Raw genomic sequence first — 15,101 nt, 5'->3', positions numbered from 1 at the left:
CTTACTCCGCCGCCACCGGCACCGGGTCGGAATGCGGGTTCGCCGAATACTGGTCGATCCGCCTTTCGATCTCGGGACGGAAATGCCGGATCAGGCCCTGCACCGGCCACGCCGCCGCGTCGCCGAGCGCACAGATGGTGTGGCCCTCGACCTGGGTCGTGACCTGCAGCAGCAGGTCGATCTCACGCTTCTGCGCCCGGCCCTCGACCATGCGGTCGAGCACGCGCCACATCCAGCCCGTGCCCTCGCGGCAGGGGGTGCACTGGCCGCAGCTCTCGTGCCGGAAGAAATAGGAGATGCGGGCGATGGCCTTCACCACGTCGGTGGACTTGTCCATCACCAGCACGCCGGCGGTGCCGAAGCTCGACTTCACCGCGCGGCAGCCGTCGAAGTCCATGATCAGGTCTTCGCACTGGTCGGCCGGGATGATCGGGCACGACGCGCCGCCGGGGATGATGGCCAGCAGATTGTCCCAGCCGCCGCGCACGCCGCCGCCATGCTTCTCGATCAGTTCCTTGAACGGGATGCTCATCGCCTCTTCGACGATGCAGGGCGTGTTCACATGGCCGGAAATGCCGAACAGCTTGGTGCCGACATTGTTCGGCCGGCCGATGGAGGAGAACCACGACGCGCCGCGCCGCAGGATGGTAGGGGCGACCGCGATGGATTCGACGTTGTTCACCGTCGTCGGGCAGCCATAGAGGCCGACATTGGCCGGGAAAGGTGGCTTCAGCCGCGGCTGGCCCTTCTTGCCCTCAAGGCTCTCCAGCAGCGCGGTTTCCTCGCCGCAGATATAGGCGCCGGCGCCATGGTGGACATAGATGTCCATGTCCCAGCCATGCACGTTGTTCTTGCCGATGAGGCGCGCCTCATAAGCCTGGTCGACCGCCGCCTGCAGGTGCTCGCGCTCCTGGATGAACTCGCCGCGCACATAGATATAGGCTGTGTGCGCGCCCATGGCGAAGCCGGCGATCAGGCAGCCCTCGACCAGATGATGCGGGTCGTGGCGCAGAATCTCGCGGTCCTTGCAGGTGCCCGGCTCGGACTCGTCGGCATTGACGACGAGATAGTGCGGGCGCCCGTCATTGTTCTTGGGCATGAACGACCATTTGAGGCCGGTCGGGAAGCCGGCGCCACCGCGCCCGCGCAGGCCCGAGGCCTTCATATGCTCGATGATGAAATCGCGGCCGGCATCGAGGAACAGCTTGGTGCCGTCCCACGAGCCACGCTTCAGCGCGCCCTGCAGCCCCCAGTCATGGTGGCCATAGATATTGGTGAAGATGCGATCCTTGTCGGCAAGCATGGTTCGCTCCTCATTCCGCCTTCGGGTCCGTCGCCTTGCCGGGCGGCGGGGCAACAGGCTTCTTCGGCTTCTCCTTGTCGGCTTCGCCAGCGGCCTCGACCGCCTTGGCGGCGGGGGCGGCGGCGGGAGCCGGGTCGCTCTTGGGCGGCGGCGGCGGCGCGGCAGCCGCGGCGGCCGGCGGCGGGGCATCGGGAGCCGCCTCGCCCTTGGCCTTGGCGGCGAGCGCCTCGCGGGCGAGCGCAAGGCCGGCACCCTGCCCGACCATCGAGCCATCGAACAGTTCCGGCGCCGTCAGCACCCGCAGCCCGGTGACGGGCGCGGAGGTGTGGCGGCCATTCTGCGGACCGGGCGCGGGATGTTCGCCACGCTCGAAGGCGTCGAGGATCTTCTCCAGATCCTCCGGCGTCAGGTCTTCATAGACGTCCTTCCACACCTGGATCATCGGCGCGTTGACGCAGGTGCCGGCGCATTCCACCTCTTCCCACGACAGATCGCCGCTGGCGGAGAGATGGAACGGCTCCTCATGGATCCGGCTCTTGCAGACCTTGATCAGGTCGCCGGCCCCGCGCAGCATGCAGGGCGTGGTGCCGCACACCTGGATATGGGCCCGCTTGCCGACCGGCTGCAGCTGGAACTGGGTGTAGAAGGTGGCGACCTCATAGACGCGGATCGGCGCCATGCCGAGCATGTCGCCGACATAGCGCATCGCCGGCTCCGAGACCCAGCCGCCCGCCTGCTCCTGCGCGCGCATGAGCAGCGGAATCACCGCGCTGGCCTGCCGGCCGGGCGGAAATTTCGCGATGGTCTTCTCGGCCCAGGCGAGATTCTCGTCCGTGAACGCGAAGCTCTCGGGCTGAACCTCTTTTGGAGCAAGCCTACGGACAGACATGCCGTACCCTTCCGATCGAACCGCGTCCCCGAGGGATCAGCGGTCCACTTCACCGAACACGATATCCAGCGATCCAAGGATCGCCGAAATGTCCGCGAGCATGTAGCCGCGGCACAGGAAATCCATCGCCTGAAGATGCGCGAAGCCGGGTGCGCGGATCTTGCAGCGATAGGGCTTGTTGGTGCCGTCGGCGACGAGATAGACGCCGAACTCACCCTTGGGGGCTTCCACTGCGGCGTAGACCTCGCCGGCGGGAACGTGGAAGCCTTCCGTGTAGAGCTTGAAATGGTGGATGAGCGCTTCCATCGAGCGCTTCATCTCGCCGCGCTTGGGCGGCACGATCTTGTTGTCGACCGCCGAGACCGGGCCGGCTTCCTTCAGCAGGCGCTCGCAGCACTGGCGCATGATCTGCGCCGACTGCCGCATCTCTTCCATGCGGATGCAGTAGCGATCGTAATTGTCGCAGTTCTTGCCGATCGGAATGTCGAATTCCAGCTCGTCATAGCACTCATAGGGCTGCGACTTGCGCAGATCCCAGGCCGCGCCCGAGCCGCGCACCATCACCCCGGAGAAGCCCCACGCCCAGGCGTCTTCCAGGCTGACAATGCCGATATCGACATTGCGCTGCTTGAAGATGCGGTTGTCGGTGAGCAGGCCTTCCAGATCGTCCATGAAGCCGGGGAAGGTCTTGGTCCAGGCGAGGATGTCCTCGACCAGCGCGCGCGGCAGGTCCTGATGGACGCCACCGGGGCGGAAATAGGCCGCGTGCATGCGCGAGCCGGAGGCCCGCTCATAGAACATCATCAGCTTCTCGCGTTCCTCGAAGCCCCACAGCGGCGGGGTGAGCGCGCCGACGTCGAGCGCCTGCGTGGTCACGTTCAGCATGTGGGAGAGGATGCGGCCGATCTCGGAATAGAGCACGCGGATCAGCTGGCCGCGCTTGGGCACGGTGATGTCGAGCATGCGCTCGATCGCCAGGCAGAAGGCGTGCTCCTGGTTCATCGGCGCGACATAGTCGAGCCGGTCGAAATAGGGCACCGCCTGCAGATAGGTCTTGGCCTCGATCAGCTTCTCGGTGCCGCGATGGAGAAGGCCGATATGCGGGTCGACGCGCTCGACGATTTCGCCGTCGAGTTCGAGAATGAGGCGCAGAACGCCGTGCGCCGCAGGGTGCTGCGGGCCGAAATTGATCTGGAAGTTGCGGACGTTGGGGTCGATCTTGCCGGGTGCGTTCATCGCTCGGACCTCACCTCAGCCCGCCTTCGGGGTGGTTGCCTTCTCGTCGCCGGGGAGCACGTAGTCCGGCCCCTCCCATGGCGAGAGAAAGTCGAAGCTGCGGAATTCCTGCGCCAGCTTCACCGGCTCATAGACCACGCGCTTGCGCTCGTCGTCATAGCGCACCTCGACGAGGCCGGTGGTCGGGAAGTCCTTGCGCAGCGGATAGCCGTCAAAGCCGTAATCGGTGAGGATGCGGCGCAGTTCGGGATGGCCGGAGAACAGGATGCCGTACATGTCGAACGCCTCGCGCTCGAACCAGAAGGCGCCGGCGAAGACGGAGGTGGCCGAGGCGACCGGCGTCGTCTCGTCGGTCTCGACCTTGATGCGGATGCGGGCATTCAGCGTCGGCGACAGCAGGTGATAGACCACGTCGAAGCGCTTCTCGCGCTGCGGCCAGTCGACACCGCAAATGTCGATGAAGCTCACGAAGCGGCAGGACGGGTCGTCGCGCAGGAAGGTCAGCACCTTGATGACCTCGGGAGCCGACGCCACCAGCGTCAGCTCGCCATAGGACACAATCACTTCCTCGACCGCGTCGGGAAGCGATTCCTTCACATGCACGCCCAGCTCTTTCAGCGTCTCGTCCATATCGCCTCGAACCCTCAGCGCTCGATCGTCCCGGTGCGGCGGATCTTCTTCTGCAGCAGCAGCACGCCGTACAGCAGGGCCTCTGCGGTCGGCGGGCAGCCGGGAATGTAGATGTCCACCGGCACGATGCGGTCGCAGCCGCGCACGACCGAATAGGAATAGTGGTAGTAGCCGCCGCCATTGGCGCAGGAGCCCATGGAGATGACGTAGCGCGGCTCCGGCATCTGGTCGTAGACCTTGCGCAGCGCCGGCGCCATCTTGTTGGTCAGCGTGCCGGCGACGATCATGACGTCGGACTGGCGCGGCGAGGCGCGCGGCGCGAAGCCGAACCGCTCCACGTCGTAGCGCGGCATCGAGGTCTGCATCATCTCGACCGCGCAGCAGGCGAGGCCGAAGGTCATCCACATCAGCGAGCCGGTACGGGCCCAGTTGATGAGGTCATCCGTCGCGGTCACGAGGAAGCCCTTGTCGGCGAGCTCCGCATTGACCTCGACGAAGAACGGATCGGTGGCGCCCACCGGGCGGCCGGTATTGGGGTCGATGATACCCTTGGCCGCCGGGGCGACGAGAGGGCTATGCGCGCTCAATCCCATTCGAGCGCTCCCTTCTTCCACTCGTAGACAAAACCGATGGTGAGTACGAAGAGGAACACCATCATGGACCAGAAGCCAAAATTGCCGAGCTCCCCGAATGTGATCGCCCAGGGAAACAGGAAGGCGACTTCCAGATCGAAGATGATGAAGAGAATGGCGACCAGGTAGAACCGTACGTCGAACTTCATGCGCGCATCGTCGAACGCATTGAAGCCACATTCATAGGCCGACATCTTCTCCGGGTCGGGCCGGCTGAAGGCGACCAGGAACGGCGCAACCAGAAGGGCGATGCCGATGAATCCCGACACGCCAATAAAGATCACGACGGGCAGATAATCCTGAAGCAGGTTGCTCATGGATGGGATCCTCCCGGGCCAGGATAGGTCATCGGTCGTGCAATCGCAGTTGCGAAATATTCAAAGCACGCGGCAGGCTTAACGCACCGCCCGGACCGAGGCAAGGGCATCCGCTGGCAATCGCGCAGGTCTGGTATACAGAATTCACACCTTGCGCGGACGGCGGCCGCGCGCCAGCGCATCCTCCCGAAAGCGCCCGTAAAATAGCGCCAAACAACAGGATTTGCCGCTCAATCGGCGGCGCCGCGCGAAGGCGCCCGTAGATACAACGCGGCGGAAGGCCTGGAGGGCTTCGGTAGCTTGATACGCATGGCTGCAGGGCCAGTGGCCGGCCGGGGGCGGACAGAGCCCCGCCCGGCGCTTGGCGACCGGAAGCGAGGCGTCCGGCGCGCCGGTCATCGCCCCTCTGCCGGCGCAGGTGGGACAATTCGCCCACTTTGATAAGCGCAAGCGCCTGCCGGCGGCGCAAGCCGCTGCGGCAGGCGCTGTGGCGTGCGCCGTCGGCTCAGGGTCGGTTCCAGATGTCGGCGTCGATCTGGCCGGTGAGTTCGGGCATGGAGGCGGCGGTGAAGCGCGGCTTCTTGCCGGCCCGCCGCTGCTCCAGATAATCGCGGGTCAGCCGCGACACGAGTCCCGAGAGCAGGACAATGGCGATGAGGTTGACCGTCGCCATCAGCCCCATCGAGGCGTCGGCGGCGTTGAACACCGTCGCCACCGATTCGTGCGCGCCCCACACCACCATCACCATCACCGCCAGCCGCAGCACCGCCAGCCCGGCATGGCTGCCAATGCCGAGATAGACCAGCGCCCCCTCGGCATAGGAGTAGTTGCCGATGATCGAGGTGAAGGCGAAGAAGAAGATCGCCACGGCGACGAAATAGCTCCCCGCCCAGCCGATATGATGCGTCATCGCCGCCTGGGTGAGCTGGGTGCCGGTGAGGCCGGAGCCCGGCTCCAGCAGGCCCGACAGCAGGATCAGGAACGCGGTCGCGGTGCAGATGAGGATGGTGTCGATGAACACGCCCAGCGCCTGCACGAAGCCCTGGCTCACCGGGTGATGCGGATCAGGCGTGGCGACGGCGGCGATGTTCGGCGCCGAGCCCATGCCCGCCTCGTTGGAGAACAGGCCGCGCTTCACCCCGTTGAGCATCGCCGCCGCGACCGAGCCGGCAACGCCGCCGGCCGCCGGCGCGAAGCCGAAGGCGCTGGCGATGATCAGCGAGAACATGGCCGGCACTTCGCTGACGTTCATCGCCACGGCGAACAGCGCCATGCCGAGATAGCCCGCCGCCATGAACGGCACGACGATCTCGGCCACCCGGGCGATGGCGGCGATGCCGCCGAAGATGATGGCGCCGGTGAGAACCGCGATGACCAGCCCGGTGGCGAGCTTGGGCGCGCCAAAGGCGCCTTCCATCGCGTCGGCGATCGAATTGGCCTGCACCGCATTGAAAATGAGGCCGAAGGAGAGGATCAGGCACACAGAGAAGATCGACCCGGCCCACGGCGCCTTGAGGCCCTTGGCCATGTAGAAGGCGGGACCGCCGCGATAATGGCCGTCCGCGTCCTTGATCTTGTAGAGCTGGGCCAGCGTGCTTTCGGCGAAGGCCGTGGCCATGCCGAGCGAGGCGACCACCCACATCCAGAAGATCGCTCCCGGCCCGCCGAGATAAAGCGCCACCGCCACGCCGGCGATATTGCCGGTGCCGACGCGCGAGGCGAGGCTGGTGCAGAGCGCCTGGAACGGCGTGATGCCGGCATGATCGGTTTCACTCGACCCCAGGACCGAACGGATCATCTCGGGGAAATGCACGATCTGCAGGAATTTGAGCCGGATGGTGAAATAGACCCCCACTGCCAGCAGGCCATAGATCAGCACATAGCCCCAGAAGATGGTGTTCAGAAAATCGATGATCGAATCCATGGCCGCCTCTTGAATCACCATCCGCACCGAGTATGCCGCTACCACGCTACACGAGCGGTCATGTCATTGTCACACAGACAATCGCCTCCTGACGCTGTGATTTTTTAGGCAGGACGTTGGCTCGCAACGGCGCTGGCGCACCTCCACGCGGCAATGGGGCCTTGCCCCACCGCATGGGCGACGGAGTCCGGAAAGCGCCATTCAGCGAGCCGCTCAGGGCATGGCCGCGCCCGGCCGGCACGGGCTCTCCTGCGGGATAGCCCAGGCAAAGCAAGCGGGGCCGGGCCGCGATCCCCTCCCCGCGCCCGGGCGTCAGCCGGCATGTCGCGAGGTTGCCGGGCCTATTCCATGATCTGCGGCGTGCCGCAATTAGGTGGCGCGCAATCGGGCAGCTTGATCTCGGCCGCCTTGCCCTCGGGCGGCGGACCGGGCAGCGGCACCAGCTCGCCGGTCTGCGGCTGCGGCGCATCCGGGCCGACGCTGTTGATGAAGGGGCTGGGCGAGGCCTGCCCCGGCGGCGGGGTCATGGTGTCCTGGGCGAACGCCGGCACGCCAGCGCCGGCCAACAGCAGCACGGAGGCCAGAAGGCTGGCCGACGGGAATGCTTTCATCATGCGCCCTACCTCGCTCGCAACGCCTCGCGTGAATCTATCAGGCCATCCGCGCGCATAAAAGCCGGCGCGGCGCCGAAACACGCCTGCATGGCGCGGCCCTGCGGCAGAAGATCATCAGAGATCAGGCGTCGACGGAGTTTCGAAGAAAAGGAAATAAAGCCGGGAATTCAATCTCGTCCGGCAGGTCCATCGCAAGGGATGGCGGGAGTGACGGGGCTCGAACCCGCGACCTCCGGCGTGACAGGCCGGCGCTCTAACCAACTGAGCTACACCCCCCTGCGCGGGTCGGAAGCACCGGGCCCCGCAGCGAGTGGCCGGGTGTTAAGGCACGCTCTCGCAGGTGTCAAGCGCGGGAGCGCCCGGCCTGTGAACAGCCTGTGAATAGTCTCAGCCCGGCAGCTGCGGCCGGCTTTTGGACAGCAGGCTATCGCCAAGCGCCATAGTGGCAATGAGCAGTGGCACGGAGAGGAAGGTTCCCGCCGGCCCCCACAGCCAGGTCCACAAGGCCATGGACAGGAAGACGGCAAAGGGATTGAGCGACACACGGCGGCCAATGATCAGCGGGGTCAGGAACTGTCCCTCGATGCTGGTGATGACCAGAAACGCCGCCGCCGGCAGCAGGCCCGGCAGCAGGCCGGGAAAGGAGACGACGCCTGCCATGGCCAGAATCAGCGTCGTCACCGCCGGCCCGACATAGGGAACATAGTTCAGCACGCCGGCCAGCACGCCCCAGAGCGGCGGATTGGGCAGGCCGAGCGCCCAGGTCATCAGGCCGGTTGCGATGCCGAGGCCGATATTGATGAAGGTGGCCGTGAGGAGATAGGCGCCGAGCCTTTCCTCGATCTCGCGGAAGACCCGCAGCGCCGCCAGCCGCGTCTTGCGCGGGGTCATCACCTGCACCACCCGGCGTTTGATCTGCACCCGGCCGGCAAGGAAGAACAGCAGCGAGCCGAGAAAGAGGATGAACTGGCCGATCACCGGCGTCACCAGCGCCACCATGCTGCCCAGCATCTGCGAATCGGCCACCTCCACCACCATGGGCGGCGCGGCCACCCGGCCGATCGACTGGATCGATTCGAACACCGAGGCGACGGTTCGGATGGCGGGCTTGAGCGAGGCGAAACGTTCGCGCAGCGTCTCGCCGATCTCCGGCGCCCGCGCCGTCCAATCGGCGAGCGGCCCGGCCAGCGCCGCCGCCAGGGCATAGACCAGCCCGGCAATGCCGACGACCATGAGCATGGAACCGAGCCAGGTCGGCACGCCCCGGCGCGACAGGCCCTCGATCGCCGGGCCGATGACGCTGCCGATGATGACGGCGGCGACAATGGGAACCAGCACCGGGCGCGCCGCAACCAAGGCCGCCCCGACCACCACCACGGCGATGGCGATCATGGCAACCTGTGAGAGCCGCCGCCACAGCCACTCGCTGCGCTTTTCCGTCAGCGTCACCCCCGCGGGAGCCCCCGTCCCGTTGGCCCCGTCGCGCCCCATATTCATTGTCCAGACCTTTCGCCGCGGCCGTCCGCGCCCCCCAACGTGCGGGAGGTATGGCCGGTTCCGTAGGTCGCCGCTCGTCCATCGGCGGGTCGCTCCATTGCATCGCGGGCGTTTGGCGCTTATTGACGCGCTGCGTGGCGCTGACGGGTGTCCGGGCGCAACGTGCCCGGTCGCCATGAGCAAGGGAGACCTACCTTGGGCACCGCCCAGCCTCAGACACACTCAGCCGCAGCCGCGCCCGCGCGGGATGACCGATTGCGCGAGCGGGTGCTGCGCACCCTCACCATCGAGGCCAAGGGCCTGGCGGCGCTGAGCGCCGCGATCGAGGTGGAACTTGGAGACGCGGTGGAAGCCGCGATCGGACTGATCGAGGGCGCGCGCGGCCGTGTCATCGTCACCGGCATGGGCAAGAGCGGCCATATCGGGCGCAAGCTCGCCGCCACCCTCGCCTCCACCGGGACCCCGGCCCTCTTTCTCCACGCCGCCGAGGCCAGCCATGGCGACCTCGGCATGGTGACGCCGGACGACGTGCTGTTGGCCATCTCCTGGTCGGGCGAGACCGCCGAGCTCGGCGACATCGTGCATTATGCGCGTCGCTTCGCCGTACCGCTGGTGGCCATCACCTCCAGCGCCGAAAGCACGCTCGGCCGCGCCGCCAATGTGGCGCTGGTGCTGCCGCGCGTCGAGGAAGCCTGCCCGAACGGGCTCGCCCCCACCACTTCCACCCTGATGCAGCTCGCCATCGGCGATGCGCTCGCCGTGGCGCTGCTCGAACGCCGGGGCTTTTCGGCCTCCGACTTCCGCGTGTTCCACCCCGGCGGCAAGCTCGGTGCGCGGCTGTTGAAGGTCGCCGACATCATGCATCAGGAGGCGGAAATGCCGCTGGTGCGGCTCGGCACGCCGATGAGCGAGGTGCTGATCGAGATCACCGGCAAGCGCTTCGGCTGCTGCGGCGTGGTCGATGGCGCCGGCCGCCTTTCCGGCATCGTCACCGATGGCGACCTGCGCCGCCATATGAGCGGCGAGCTTCTGGTGACGCCGGTGGAGAAGGTGATGACTTCCTCGCCCTTCGTGGTCGATCCGCTGGAACTCGCCAGCGCCGCGCTTGGCCTGATGAACCGGCGGCCGGTCCCGATCACCGTCGTCTTCGCGGTGACGGAGGGCAAGCCGGTCGGCATCCTCCACATTCACGACATTCTGCGCGCCGGCGTCGTCTGACCCCCGCGCCCTACCCGAGGAACATCTCATGAGCGGCTCAGGCGCCAATTCCGTGGTTTCCATCGGCGATGTGCGCTTCGGCAATGACCTGCCGCTGGCGCTGATCGCCGGCCCCTGCCAGATGGAGAGCCGCGACCACGCGCTCGAATGCGCCGCCGCGATCAAGGAGATCGCCACCCGGCTCAATGTCGGCGTGGTGTTCAAGGCCTCGTTCGACAAGGCGAATCGCACCTCGATCAAGGGCGCGCGCGGCATGGGCCTTTCCGCCGCCCTGCCGGTCTTCGCCGAGATTCGCGAGCGCTACGGCATGCCGGTGCTGACCGACGTGCATGAGAACGACCAGTGCGCGCCGGTCGGCGAAGTGGTCGACGTCCTGCAGATTCCCGCCTTTCTCTGCCGCCAGACCGACCTGCTCATCGCCGCCGCCGCCACCGGCCGGGTGGTCAATGTGAAGAAGGGGCAGTTCCTGGCGCCCTGGGACATGAAGAACGTCGTCGCCAAGCTCATCGAGGGCGGCAATCCGAACGTGCTCGTGACCGAGCGCGGCGTGTCCTTCGGCTACAACACCCTCGTTACCGACATGCGGGCGCTGCCGATCATGGCCGAGACCACAGGCGCCCCGGTCATTTTCGACGCCACCCATTCGGTGCAGCAGCCCGGCGGGCAGGGCACCTCCTCCGGCGGTCAGCGCGAATTCGTGCCGGTGCTGGCGCGGGCGGCGGTGGCGGTCGGCGTCGCCGGCGTGTTCATCGAGACCCATCCCGATCCGGACAAGGCGCCGTCCGACGGCCCCAACATGGTGCCGCTGAACCAGTTCGAGGCCCTTGTCGCCCGCCTCCAGGCGTTCGACCGCATCGCCAAGGACCGTGCCGCTTGAGCCAACGCCGCGTCAGGGGGCCTTCACGGCCTTCCTGAGCGCCGCGGCGCCGCGCCAGAGCCGCCACAGGCGGGAGAGCGCGGGCGCCGCCGGGACGGCCATGAACGGATCGTGCGGGCGTTCCATGCGATCAAGATCGCCCGGCACCAACGTTAGCGGCAGGAAGGCCGGCAATTCGGCCGGGTCGACGCCGGCCAGCGCCTTCATCGCGGCTTGATGGTGCCGGCGCGCCAGCGCCCGCAGCGCGCTCAGTACCTGATGAAGCGCCGGACTCACCTGCCCCGACACGGCATCCTCGCGCGTCAGCCCGTGCGCGGTCAGCAGATCGAGCGGCAGATAGCACTGGCCGCGCCGCGCATGCACCGGAAAGGCCCGCAGCAGCCCCGTCACCGCATAGGCCACCCCGGCATGGCCGGCCGCCTCGGCGGAGGCCGCGCCTGCCGCCGGCGCCAGCACCAGCGCGGCAAGGCGGATCAGGGCCGAGGAGGTTTCGCCGGCATAGCCTTCGAGATCGTTCACCGTCGGCATCGGGTCGTCATAGAGGTCGAACTGCCGGGCCTCCAGCAGCGCCTCCAGGCTCGCGCGCGGCAGGCGGTGTGTTTCGATCGCCGCGAGCAGCGCCGCCGCCACCGGGTTGGCCTGCACATCGCCGCGCGCCCCGCCGGCCAGCGCCTCGCGCCACCAGTGCAGGCGCACCTCCCCGGCCAGCGGGTTGGTGATCGCCTCGCGCACCCGCGAGACCTCGACATTGAAGGCATGGAGCGCGAACAGCGCGCCACGCCGCTCGGCCGGCGCGAAGAGGTCGGCGACATAGCGGTCGCGGTCGAGATCGCGCACCAGCGCCGCGCAATAGTCCGTGTCCGTGGTCAGGCTCGGCCGGCTCATGTCTTCGGTCCGGAAATTGGCGAGGGACGGCGCGGTGGCTCAGGGCAGCGCGAGGAGCGCGGCGGCAACCGCACGGCCTTCCGCCAGAAGCACATTATAGGTCGAGGCGGCCGAGCGTGTAGGCAGGGTATCGACCGAAAGACCGGCATCGCGCAGTTGCCAGCGCAGGGCATCGGGAAGCGGCCAGGGGTCCACCCCGGTGCCGATCAGCAGGAGTTCGATGCCGGCGGCCTCGGCGAGAACGCGCGCCAGCGCGTCCGCATCGATCTCATCAGGCACACGCGGCGCCCAGGCGTGGATGCCGGACGGCAGCGCCAGGATCGAGCCCGCCGACGCCATGCCGGCGAAGTGGAACGCGCCCCGGCCATAGCCGTCGATCGGCACCTGGTAGGGCAGATGGGCATCGGGCGTCGCCATCAGCCCATCCCCCGCTTAGGTCCGCCCGCGCTCACGGCGCGAGGCGTTCCGCCTTGGCGTGGCCGCTCTTGGCTTCCTTCTCCGCCTTCTCCGCCATCGCCCGGGTCGAGACGCCGAGATAGATCAGCAGCGGCGAGGCGATGAAGATGGAGGTGTAGGTGCCGACCAGCACCACGCCGAACATCATCGTCACCGAGAAGGAGTGGATCGCCCGGCCGCCGAAAAGCACCAGCGCCAGCAGCGCCAGCGTCACCGTCACATGGGTGATGACCGAGCGCGACAGGGTGGAGTTGATCGAGGCGTTGAGCAGCTCTTCCGTCGGCATCTTCTTGTAGCGCCGCAGCATTTCGCGGATGCGGTCATAGATGACGATGGTGTCGTTCAGCGAGTAGCCCAGAATGGTGAGCAGGGCGGCGACGCTGGTCAGGTCGAAGTCGATCTGGAAGATCGCCATGAACCCGATGGTGAGCACGATGTCGTGGAAATTGGCGATCGAGGCGCCGAGCGCGAACTGCCACTCGAAGCGGAACCACAGATAGATGAGGATGCAGAACACCGCCATCATCAGCCCGACAATGCCGTAGCTGAGCAGTTCCTGCGACACGCGCGGGCCCACCACCTCGATGCGGCGATACTCGACCCCCTCGCCGAGAGCGGCCCGCACCTTGCCGACCACCACCTGCTGCGCCTGCTCGCCGCCCGGCTGCTGGGCGACGCGGATCAGCACCTCGCCATCGCCGCCGATCTCCTGGATTTGCACCTCGCCCAGATCGAGCGTCTCCAGGCGCGAGCGGACATCGGCGATGTTCAGCGTGTTGTTGGCGTAGCGCACTTCAAGCAGCGTGCCGCCCTTGAAGTCGATGCCGAAGTTCAGACCCATGGTGAAGAACGCCACCAGCGCCACGATCGACAGCAGGGCCGAGATCGGGAAACTGATCCGCCGGAAGCGGATGAAGTCGAAAGTCGTGTCGTCCGGAACGATGCGGAGCAGACGCATGGAAATGCTCGCCTTTCTTAGATCGGCACGCGCTGGGGGCGCTGCCAGCGCACCCACAGCGCCACCATAAGGCGGGTCAGCGTGAAGGCGGTGAAGACGGTGGTCATGATGCCGATGCCGAAGGTGATGGCGAAGCCACGCACCGGGCCGGAGCCGACATAGAACAGCACCGCCGCCGCGATGAAGGTGGTGATGTTCGAATCGAGGATGGTCGCCAGCGCGCGGGAGAAGCCGGCATCAATGGCCGAAATCGCCGAACGCCCCGCCCTCGCCTCCTCGCGGATGCGCTCATAGATCAGCACGTTGGAATCCACCGCGATGCCCACGGTGAGCACCACGCCGGCAATGCCGGGCAGGGTCAGCGTCGCCCCGAGCATGGCCAGCACGCCGAAGATCATACCGACATTGATCGCGACCGCGATGTTGGCGATGACGCCGAACAGGCCATAGGTCGCCACCATGAACAGCGCGACCAGCGTCGCACCGACGATGGAGGCGATGAGGCCGGCCCGGATCGAATCCGCGCCGAGGCCCGGACCGACCGTGCGCTCCTCCACCACCTGGAGCGGCACCGGCAGGGCGCCGGCGCGCAGCAGGATGGCGAGGTCGTTCGCTTCCTGCACGGTGAAATTGCCGCTGATCTGGCCGGAGCCACCGAGGATCGGCTCGCGGATCACCGGCGCGGAGATAACGCGGTTGTCGAGGATGATGGCGAAGGGCCGCCCGACATTGGCCTGCGTCGCCTCGGCGAAGCGGCGGGCGCCATTGGTGTTGAAGCGGAAGGTGACGACCGGCTCGCGCGTCGTTGGGTCGAAACCCGGCTGCGCGTCGGTGAGGTCCTCGCCGGCGACCAGCACGCGCTGCTCGATCAGATAGGGAACCGGCGGGTTGTCCTGCGAGGTGAGGACTTCCGTCCCGGCCGGGGCGCGGCCCTGCAGCGCCTGCTGCGGGCTCATCGTGTTGTCGACGAGGCGGAAGGTCAGCTGCGCGGTCTGGCCGAGCAGGGCCTTCAGCCGCGAGGGGTCCTGCAGGCCCGGCACCTGCACCTGGATGCGGTCGGCGCCCTGGCGCTGGATCGAGGGCTCGGTGGTGCCGAGCTGATCGATGCGCTTGCGGATGATCTCGATCGACTGCGACACCGCCTGGATGGTGCGAGCCTGGACGCCGGCCGAGGTCGGTGCCAGCTCGATGGTGTTGCCATCGCGCGAGACATCGGTGTCGAGCTGTCCGGCGGTCGCCATCGCGCCGCCGATCGGCAGCGCCAGCGTGCGCAGCTGGGTCAGCGCCGCCTCGACATCCTGACCCTCGCGGATCCGCACCTCGACCGCCTCGCCCTGGATGGCAAGGCCGGTATAGCCGATTTTGGCATCGCGCAGGACGCGGCGCGCGTCGTCGCGCAGTTGCTCTAGGCGGATCTTGCGCACCGACTGGGCGTCGACCTGCAGGACGATGTAGGACCCGCCCTGAAGGTCGAGGCCCAGCACGATCTTGCGCTGGAGGAAGCTGGGCAGGCTGTCATAGGCGGATTGCGACAGCAGGCTGGGCACGGCCATCAAGCAGATGATGGCCGAGACCGCCAGGATCGCGAACGCCTTCCATTTCGAGAAGTAAAGCATGGGGTTCCTTCCGGCCGCCCGAGCGGTTACGGCCGCAAGAGGTCAGCGC

15 protein-coding genes and 1 tRNA gene are annotated in these 15,101 nt (G+C 67.1%); 2 read left to right on the top strand and 14 right to left on the bottom strand.

Annotation, left to right across the window (positions count from 1 at the left end):
• Nucleotide 1: 1 nt before the first annotated feature.
• The 10 genes from nuoF to BLO63_RS03135 form a co-directional block, all read right to left on the bottom strand.
• Nucleotides 2-1,303 carry an NADH-quinone oxidoreductase subunit NuoF gene (nuoF, locus tag BLO63_RS03180; protein WP_091436698.1) on the bottom strand — a complete coding sequence of 434 codons (1,302 nt, stop codon included), beginning with the start codon at nt 1,301-1,303 and terminating at the stop codon, nt 2-4.
• 10 nt (nt 1,304-1,313) lie between these two features.
• Nucleotides 1,314-2,192: an NADH-quinone oxidoreductase subunit NuoE gene (gene nuoE, locus BLO63_RS03175; protein ID WP_091436696.1), complete on the bottom strand. Its 879-nt coding sequence runs from the start codon at nt 2,190-2,192 to the stop codon at nt 1,314-1,316.
• A 36-nt stretch (nt 2,193-2,228) separates the two neighbouring features.
• A complete protein-coding gene (locus tag BLO63_RS03170) occupies nt 2,229-3,428 on the bottom strand; it encodes an NADH-quinone oxidoreductase subunit D (RefSeq protein WP_091436694.1) in 1,200 nt (399 codons plus the stop codon).
• A 15-nt stretch (nt 3,429-3,443) separates the two neighbouring features.
• Entirely contained in the window at nt 3,444-4,058 is a 615-nt protein-coding gene (locus tag BLO63_RS03165; RefSeq protein ID WP_091436693.1) for an NADH-quinone oxidoreductase subunit C, read from the bottom strand.
• 14 nt (nt 4,059-4,072) lie between these two features.
• Entirely contained in the window at nt 4,073-4,651 is a 579-nt protein-coding gene (locus tag BLO63_RS03160) for a NuoB/complex I 20 kDa subunit family protein (protein WP_018963954.1), read from the bottom strand.
• Nucleotides 4,642-5,007: an NADH-quinone oxidoreductase subunit A gene (locus tag BLO63_RS03155; RefSeq protein ID WP_091436692.1), complete on the bottom strand. Its 366-nt coding sequence runs from the start codon at nt 5,005-5,007 to the stop codon at nt 4,642-4,644. The genes BLO63_RS03160 and BLO63_RS03155 overlap by 10 nt, the downstream gene beginning before the upstream one ends.
• Before the next feature lie 505 nt (nt 5,008-5,512).
• The gene (locus tag BLO63_RS03150; protein ID WP_091437256.1) at nt 5,513-6,931 is read right to left on the bottom strand and encodes an alanine/glycine:cation symporter family protein; all 1,419 of its coding nucleotides are present in this window, start codon (nt 6,929-6,931) and stop codon (nt 5,513-5,515) included.
• 341 nt (nt 6,932-7,272) lie between these two features.
• Entirely contained in the window at nt 7,273-7,545 is a 273-nt protein-coding gene (locus BLO63_RS03145; protein WP_091436691.1) for a hypothetical protein, read from the bottom strand.
• 199 nt (nt 7,546-7,744) lie between these two features.
• Nucleotides 7,745-7,821: transfer RNA gene (locus BLO63_RS03140), tRNA-Asp, on the bottom strand.
• Nucleotides 7,822-7,932: 111 nt separating this feature from the next.
• Nucleotides 7,933-8,994, bottom strand: coding sequence for an AI-2E family transporter (locus tag BLO63_RS03135; RefSeq protein ID WP_244517576.1), 1,062 nt, complete (start codon nt 8,992-8,994; stop codon nt 7,933-7,935).
• Between the two features lie 243 nt (nt 8,995-9,237).
• Here BLO63_RS03135 and BLO63_RS03130 point away from each other — a divergent pair, with 243 nt between their 5' ends.
• Nucleotides 9,238-10,260, top strand: a complete 1,023-nt coding sequence (locus BLO63_RS03130; RefSeq protein ID WP_091436687.1) for a KpsF/GutQ family sugar-phosphate isomerase — start codon at nt 9,238-9,240, stop codon at nt 10,258-10,260.
• A 28-nt stretch (nt 10,261-10,288) separates the two neighbouring features.
• A complete protein-coding gene (gene kdsA, locus BLO63_RS03125) occupies nt 10,289-11,137 on the top strand; it encodes a 3-deoxy-8-phosphooctulonate synthase (RefSeq protein ID WP_091436686.1) in 849 nt (282 codons plus the stop codon).
• 12 nt (nt 11,138-11,149) lie between these two features.
• On the opposite strand, the gene BLO63_RS03120 is transcribed toward kdsA, so the two are convergent.
• From BLO63_RS03120 to secD, 4 genes are read right to left on the bottom strand one after another with little or no spacing between them, the layout of a single operon-like run.
• Nucleotides 11,150-12,022, bottom strand: a complete 873-nt coding sequence (locus tag BLO63_RS03120) for a phytoene/squalene synthase family protein (RefSeq protein ID WP_091436684.1) — start codon at nt 12,020-12,022, stop codon at nt 11,150-11,152.
• A 39-nt stretch (nt 12,023-12,061) separates the two neighbouring features.
• Nucleotides 12,062-12,439 carry an Mth938-like domain-containing protein gene (locus BLO63_RS03115; protein WP_091436632.1) on the bottom strand — a complete coding sequence of 126 codons (378 nt, stop codon included), beginning with the start codon at nt 12,437-12,439 and terminating at the stop codon, nt 12,062-12,064.
• A 31-nt stretch (nt 12,440-12,470) separates the two neighbouring features.
• A complete protein-coding gene (gene secF, locus BLO63_RS03110; RefSeq protein ID WP_091436631.1) occupies nt 12,471-13,436 on the bottom strand; it encodes a protein translocase subunit SecF in 966 nt (321 codons plus the stop codon).
• 17 nt (nt 13,437-13,453) lie between these two features.
• Nucleotides 13,454-15,052, bottom strand: a complete 1,599-nt coding sequence (gene secD / locus BLO63_RS03105) for a protein translocase subunit SecD (protein WP_091436629.1) — start codon at nt 15,050-15,052, stop codon at nt 13,454-13,456.
• Nucleotides 15,053-15,101: the final 49 nt, after the last annotated feature.

It is taken from the genome of Ancylobacter rudongensis, from assembly GCF_900100155.1.
Lineage (GTDB): Bacteria > Pseudomonadota > Alphaproteobacteria > Rhizobiales > Xanthobacteraceae > Ancylobacter > Ancylobacter rudongensis.
Note: the sequence above shows the minus strand (reverse complement) of the source record. Positions and strands in the feature narration are given on the sequence as shown.